6 protein-coding genes are annotated in these 6,150 nt (G+C 63.8%); all 6 read right to left on the reverse strand.

The genetic code is table 11. The features are described from left to right. Nucleotides 1-107: 107 nt before the first annotated feature. Nucleotides 108-818 carry an ABC transporter ATP-binding protein gene (locus ACO6D5_RS12325; protein WP_315527890.1) on the reverse strand — a complete coding sequence of 237 codons (711 nt, stop codon included), beginning with the start codon at nt 816-818 and terminating at the stop codon, nt 108-110. After that, nucleotides 815-1,603 carry an ABC transporter ATP-binding protein gene (locus tag ACO6D5_RS12330; protein WP_006226690.1) on the reverse strand — a complete coding sequence of 263 codons (789 nt, stop codon included), beginning with the start codon at nt 1,601-1,603 and terminating at the stop codon, nt 815-817. The genes ACO6D5_RS12325 and ACO6D5_RS12330 overlap by 4 nt, the downstream gene beginning before the upstream one ends. Beyond that, a complete protein-coding gene (locus ACO6D5_RS12335; protein WP_315527891.1) occupies nt 1,596-2,471 on the reverse strand; it encodes a branched-chain amino acid ABC transporter permease in 876 nt (291 codons plus the stop codon). The genes ACO6D5_RS12330 and ACO6D5_RS12335 overlap by 8 nt, the downstream gene beginning before the upstream one ends. 3 nt (nt 2,472-2,474) lie before the next feature. After that, on the reverse strand, nt 2,475-3,356 hold the full coding sequence (locus ACO6D5_RS12340) for a branched-chain amino acid ABC transporter permease (RefSeq protein ID WP_315527893.1): 882 nt from the start codon (nt 3,354-3,356) through the stop codon (nt 2,475-2,477). A 165-nt stretch (nt 3,357-3,521) separates the two neighbouring features. Then, a complete protein-coding gene (locus ACO6D5_RS12345) occupies nt 3,522-4,676 on the reverse strand; it encodes an ABC transporter substrate-binding protein (protein ID WP_315527895.1) in 1,155 nt (384 codons plus the stop codon). Between the two features lie 261 nt (nt 4,677-4,937). Next, nucleotides 4,938-6,035: a twin-arginine translocation signal domain-containing protein gene (locus tag ACO6D5_RS12350; RefSeq protein WP_315527897.1), complete on the reverse strand. Its 1,098-nt coding sequence runs from the start codon at nt 6,033-6,035 to the stop codon at nt 4,938-4,940. Nucleotides 6,036-6,150: the final 115 nt, after the last annotated feature.

Here is a 6,150-nt window from a genome sequence, read left to right on the forward strand (position 1 = left end):
TCAAAAAATGGGCAAGCGCAAAAAACCTCAGGCGGTGGCTGGCCGCAAGCCATGTTGCAGCCAGCGCACATGCAATTCGGGGACAAAGCCCCGACGCAGGGGCGCGCTCAGGCGCCCAGATACGCTTCCAGCACCCGCGGATGGCCCAGCAGTTCGCGCCCGGTGCCGGTCAGCGCCATGGCGCCGTTCTCGAGCACATAGCCGTTCTGGGCGATCTTCAGCGCCTGGCGCACGTTCTGCTCCACCAGGAACAGGGTCAGGCCGTCGGCGTTGATGGCGCGCAGCGAACGGAAGATCTCCTGCACGACGATCGGCGCCAGGCCCATCGACGGTTCGTCCAGCAGCAGCAGGCGGGGCTTGGCCATCAAGGCCCGGCCGATGGCGAGCATCTGCTGTTCGCCGCCCGACAGGTTGCCGGCGATGCCGGTGATCCGCTCTTTCAGGCGCGGAAACAGGTTGAACACGTATTCCAGGTCGGAATCCACGTTCTTCAGGCCGCGGCGGTAGGCGCCCAGCTCCAGGTTTTCCAGCACCGTCATGGTGGTGAGGATGGCCCGGCCTTCCGGCACCTGCACGATGCCGCGCGCCACGAGCTGGTGCGGGGCCAGGTTGGTGACGTCTTCGCCTTCGAACAGGATGCGGCCGCGCGCTTTGGGCAGCAAGCCCGACAGCGCCAGCAACGTGGTCGATTTGCCGGCGCCGTTGGCGCCGACCAGGGCGGTGATTTCTTTGGCGTTCAGGTCCAGGTCAATGCCGCGGACGGCTTCGATATGGCCGTAGTTGACCTCGAGTCCGCGGACTTCCAGCATAACGCTCATTTGGCGGCCTCCGCTTGTTCGGTGTCTTCGTCGTCTTCGCGGCCCAGGTAGGCCTCGATGACCTGCTCATTGTTGCGGATCTCTTCGGGACCGCCGCAAGCGATGATCTTGCCGAAGTTCAGCACCGCGATGCGTTCGCACAGGCCCATGACGAAGCGCATGTCGTGCTCGATCATCAGGATGGTGTAGCCGCGATCGCGGATCGCCAGGATCTCGCGCATGAGTTCGGCGCGTTCGCCGGTATTCATGCCGGCGACCGGCTCGTCCAGCAGCAACAGCTTGGGCTCGGTGGCCAGCGCGCGCGCCAGCTCCAGGCGGCGCTGTTCGCCGTAGGACAGGTTATCGGCCAGGTCGTTGGCCTTGTGGTCCAGGCGCATCCACGTCAGCAGCTCGTGGGCGCGCTCGCGGGCGCGCTTTTCGTGCTCGCGGTAGCCCGGCAGGCCCAGCAGCAGGCTGGGGAAGCCGTAGTTCATGTGGCGATAGGCGCCCACCACCACGTTTTCCAGCAACGTCATCTCTTTGAAGAGACGGATGTTCTGGAACGTGCGGGCGATGCCCATGCGCGTGATGCTGTGCGGCTTCTTGCCCAGCACGCTTTGGCCGTTGAACGTGATCGAGCCGCCGCTGGGCGGCAACAGGCCGGTGATCAGGTTGAACACCGTGGTCTTGCCGGCGCCGTTGGGGCCGATCAGGCCGAAGATCGCGCCTTCGGGCACGGACAGGCTGACGTCATGCAGCACATGCAGGCCGCCGAAGCTCTTGGAGACGGAGGAAAGCTCAAGCATGGCGCTTACCTCCCTGACGGCCTTGACGCGCCCAGCGCTTGAAGCGCGCCGGGTCCCAGATGCCTTGCGGCAGGAACAACACAATCACCACCAGAATCACTCCGTTCGCGATCAGACGCAAATCCGCGAAGCCGCGCAGCAGCTCGGGCAGCACCGTAATGATGAAGCTGCCCAGCACGGGACCCGCCAGGCCGCCGATGCCGCCCAGGATGGCCATCGTCAGGATTTCAACGCCCCGGTCGAAACCGTATTCGTTGGGACCGATGAAGAAGGTCAGGTGCGCGTTCAGGGCGCCGGCCAGGCCTGCGATCATCGCGCCGGCCACGAAGGCCAGCATCTTGTTGGCGCGCACGTCGATGCCCATCAGGCCTGCGGCCGTTTCGTCGCCGCGGATGGCGTCGAACGAGCGGCCGATCTTGGAGGCGCGCACGCGCCAGAGCACGAATAGGACGATGACGACCGCCAGCACCACATGCCACCACTGCGTCAGCTGGGGAATGCCGTTCAAGCCCAGCGCACCGCCCGTGAGGGACTCGGTGTTCAGGATGGTCACGCGCACGACTTCACCGAAGCCCAGCGTGGCCATGGCCAGATAGACCCCTGACAAGCGCAAGGTCGGCAGGCCGATCAGCGCCGCCACCAGCGCGGGCGCCGCCATGCCGCCGGCCAAGGCGACCGTGAACGGGGCGTCGTAGTTCATGGTGAGCAGCGCGGCGGTGTACGCCCCGATGCCCATGAAAGCGGCGTTGGCCATGGCCAGCATGCCGCAAGCCAGGGTCAGCCAGATGGAGAGGGCCAGCAGGGCATTGGTGCCCAGCGTGAGCACCAGGTTGCCGTAGATGGCCCAGAAGTTTTCGAATCCGCTCATTCTTTAAGCCTTGCGTTGAACCACTTTGCCGAACAGACCTTGCGGGCGCACCAGCAGGATCAGGAACAGCAGGCCGAAAGCCACCGCATCGCGCATGGTGGAGCCGACGTACGCGACCGACAGCACCTCGGCGAAGCCCAGGAAGAGCCCGCCCAGCATGGCGCCGCGGATGTCGCCCATGCCGCCCAGGATGATGACCGCGATGCCCTTGTGCAGCATCGGCTGGCCCATCAGGGGGAACAGCGCGTTCGAATACAGCCCGATCAGCACGCCGGCCACGCCGCCCAGGGCAGCGGCGGCGAACGAGGTCGTGACGAACAGTTTTTCGACGTTGATGCCAAGCAGCCAGGCGGCCTTGGGCGATTCGGCGATCGCGCGCAGCGCGCGGCCGAACTGCGTGCGGCGCATGACGTACATCAGCACGGCCATCAGCGCGAACGACAGGAAGATGATGCCCAGCTCGATGACGGTCAGGTGCAGGCCGGCGATTTCGATCACTTCCTCGGGCACGGTGCCGTGCGGGAAGCGCAGGTTGCTGGCGCCGAAAATGCTTTGGGCGCCGTTGTTCAGGATGATGCCCACGCCAATCGTGGCGATCATGGGGATCAAGTGCGGCGCGTTGCGCTTGCGCAGGGGCTTGAGCACCAGGTAATCGATGATGACCCCGGTGAAGCCGGCCACGAAGAACGCGACCATCAGCGCACCCCACAGGGGCAGGCCGAATTGCTGGACGACGAACAGTGCCGCGTAGGCGCCAACCATGAAGACGGCGCCATGCGCCAGGTTGATCACCCCGAGCACGCCGAAGATCAGCGTGAAGCCCAGCGCGAACAGTGCATACACACAGCCCAGCGACAAGGCATTGACGAATTGTTGTTCGAACATGATGGGACTTTCCAGATTTATGAGGGCCTCCACGCGCCCGCTGCGTGGTCTGGCTCTCCCCGGGGGAGGCCATTTTTGTCTTGGGACGGCCCTACGATAAAAAGCGCCTTGCGGACAGCGCTGCCGTCCGCAAGGCGCATCCCCCCGCGCGGGGATGCGTACTGCTTACTTCTCGATGACGTACTTGCCGTCCTTGGTCACGCTGACGATCGGCGCCTGGTCGGCGTCGTAGCCGGCCGGCTTGCCGGCGCGGTCGTTGGCTTGACGGAACTTGAACGCGCCGGTGGCGCCGGTCCAGGTCACGGCAGGCAGGGCGTCGCGCAGGGCAGCGCGGTCCTTGGCCAGTTCGCCGGTGATCTTGGTGTTCTTCAGCGCCTGGGCCACGATGTACATGGCGTCATACGACTGGGCTGCGAACTGGTCGGGCGAACCGTTGAACTTGGCCTTGTACGCGTCGATGAACTTGACGTTCTCGGGGGCCTTGTTCTCGATCGACCACGGGCTGCCGATCCACAGATTGTTCGATGCGCCGCCAGGGGCCAGGTCGAAAATCTTGACCGAGTTCATGCCGTTGCCGCCGATGACGGGCACGTTCAGGCCCAGTTGGCGTGCCTGCACCATGATCGGGGCGCCTTCGGCCAGCAGTGCGGACAGCACGATGGCGTCGGGGTTGGTGCCCTTGATCTTGGTCAGCTGGGCCTTGAAGTCCACGTCGCCCTTGGCGAACGTTTCGGTCGTGGTGACCGGGATCTTCTGGTCTTCCAGGGCCTTCTTGAAGTTGTCGTAGCCGCTCTTGGTGAAGACGTCGTCGTTGCCGTAGAGCACCGCCACGTTCTTCAGGCCGGTCTTGGCCTTGACGGTGGAGATGGTGGCCGGCAGCACGTCGGCTTCGGTGACCGAGTTGCGGAACACGTAGTTGCCGATGGAGGTAATGCCGTCGGCGGTGTTGGACGTGCCGAAGGCGACCGTCTTGGCAGCCTGGGCGATCGGGTCGGCGGCTTGGGCCGAGTTCGACAGCGTCGGGCCGAAGACCATCAGGACGTTGTCCTTGAAGATCAGCTTCTTGAAGACGTTGATGGCTTCTTCTTTCTTGCCTTGTTCGTCCTCGACCACCAGCACGAGCTTGTTGCCGTTGATACCGCCCGCAGCGTTGATTTCATCAGCGGCAAGCTGGAAACCATTGCGGATCGAGACGCCGTATTGGGCGGCGCCGCCGGACAGGGCTTCCGCCACACCCAGCTTGATGTCAGCCGCGTGCGCAGCCGGGACGATACCGGCGGCGATCAGCGCGGCCAGCAGCTTCTTGGTCTTGGATTGCATGGTTGATACCACCTTAAAGTCTGTCTCGGAATATTGGTAATCCGGGCTGGTGTAATCCCGCCGGATTGACGTCTTATGCCGCCTAAAGGCGCCATGATTGCGCGTCAAGACCCGGGATATTACTCCTTTGTATCAGGCCGAAACTCGAATGTGGTTCGAGAAAAGCCCGAAAACCGCCCATTTTTTTGTAAAAAACGCGGTATTACTAGCAAAAACCCTACTCTCCACCGAATGCCGTTCAGCCTGCGGCGGACCTCCCTGCTACCTGCCCGACAGCGCCACGCCCAGGTACTGGCCATAGGCGCTTTCGGTCAAGCGGAACCACGGCATCTCGCTGTCGCGAAAGCCCATGTAACTGTCGTGTATGGCCTTGAACTTCGGGTCTTTGGCCGCCAAGTCCTTGTAAGCCTGCTGCGTCGTTTCGAACGCCACGTCCATGATGGCGCGCGGAAATGTGCGGATTTGCGCGCCGCTTGCCGTCAATTGCGCCAGCGCGGCCGGGTTGCGGGCGTCGTAGCGCGCCGTCAGCGAGACATGCGCGGCCAGCGACGCGGCCTGCACCACTGCCTGGTAGTGCTTGGGCAGCTTGTTCCAGGCCTCGTCGTTGATGTAGAGGGACAGCTGTTCGCCGCCCGCCCACCAGCCGGGTGCGTAGTAATACTTAGCTACCTTATTCAGACCCAGCTTGTCGTCGTCATAGGCGCCCGCGCCAGCCACAGCCTGCAGCCCGTCTTTCTCAAAGGCTTCGGCCAGCGGCTTGGCCGGGTCCGCCGCTTGTGGCGAGACGCCCATGCGCCCCAACACGTCGGCGGCCAGCCCGCTCACCCGCATCTTCAGGTCTTTCAGGTCGGCCAGGCGCTTGATTTCGCGGGTGTACCAGCCACCCATTTGCGCACCGGTATTGCCCAGCGGGAAATTGATGATCTTTTCCGGCTTGAAGAGTTCGCGGGTCAGGCGCAGTCCGTCGCCTTCGCTCATCCACGCGTTCATCTGGCGCGCGTTCAACCCGAAGGGCACGGCGGCGTCGAAGCAGAAGGCGGGATTTTTGGCGAAGAAGAGGCGCGACGATCCGTGGCCGCATTCCACCTTGCTGGTGGAGACGGCTTCCAGCAGGTCCGAGGCCGGGACGATTTCGCCGTCGGGGAAGTGGCGGATGTTGAATTTGCCGCCCGTGGCTTCCGAGACGAACTTGCAGAAATGCTCGCCGGCGCCGATGCGCAGGTCCAGGGCAGCGGGGAATGCGGACGACAGACGCCAGCTCAATGACGGCATGTCCTGCGCGAACGCAGGCGTGCTGACGGCGGCTCCCGTGGCGACGGCGCCGAGTCCGGCGTGCTTCAAGAATGAACGTCGTTGCATCTCTTTGCTCCTTACTGCAACACCTGGGACTTCGAGCAATACCCGCCGGATATTACACGCTGACGGGGGTGGGAATCGCTAGAGGAATTCCCGAGCCGGTAAGGGAATGCAAAGA

This window comes from Achromobacter sp. (assembly GCF_057314935.1).

Bases quoted from the DNA above. Each gene is read 5' to 3' on its own strand.
- ACO6D5_RS12325 (WP_315527890.1), bottom strand. From the start codon at position 818: ATGAGCGTTATGCTGGAAGTCCGCGGACTCGAGGTCAACTACGGCCAT.
- ACO6D5_RS12330 (WP_006226690.1), bottom strand. From the start codon at position 1,603: ATGCTTGAGCTTTCCTCCGTCTCCAAGAGCTTCGGCGGCCTGCATGTG.
- ACO6D5_RS12335 (WP_315527891.1), bottom strand. From the start codon at position 2,471: ATGAGCGGATTCGAAAACTTCTGGGCCATCTACGGCAACCTGGTGCTC.
- ACO6D5_RS12340 (WP_315527893.1), bottom strand. From the start codon at position 3,356: ATGTTCGAACAACAATTCGTCAATGCCTTGTCGCTGGGCTGTGTGTAT.
- ACO6D5_RS12345 (WP_315527895.1), bottom strand. From the start codon at position 4,676: ATGCAATCCAAGACCAAGAAGCTGCTGGCCGCGCTGATCGCCGCCGGT.
- ACO6D5_RS12350 (WP_315527897.1), bottom strand. From the start codon at position 6,035: ATGCAACGACGTTCATTCTTGAAGCACGCCGGACTCGGCGCCGTCGCC.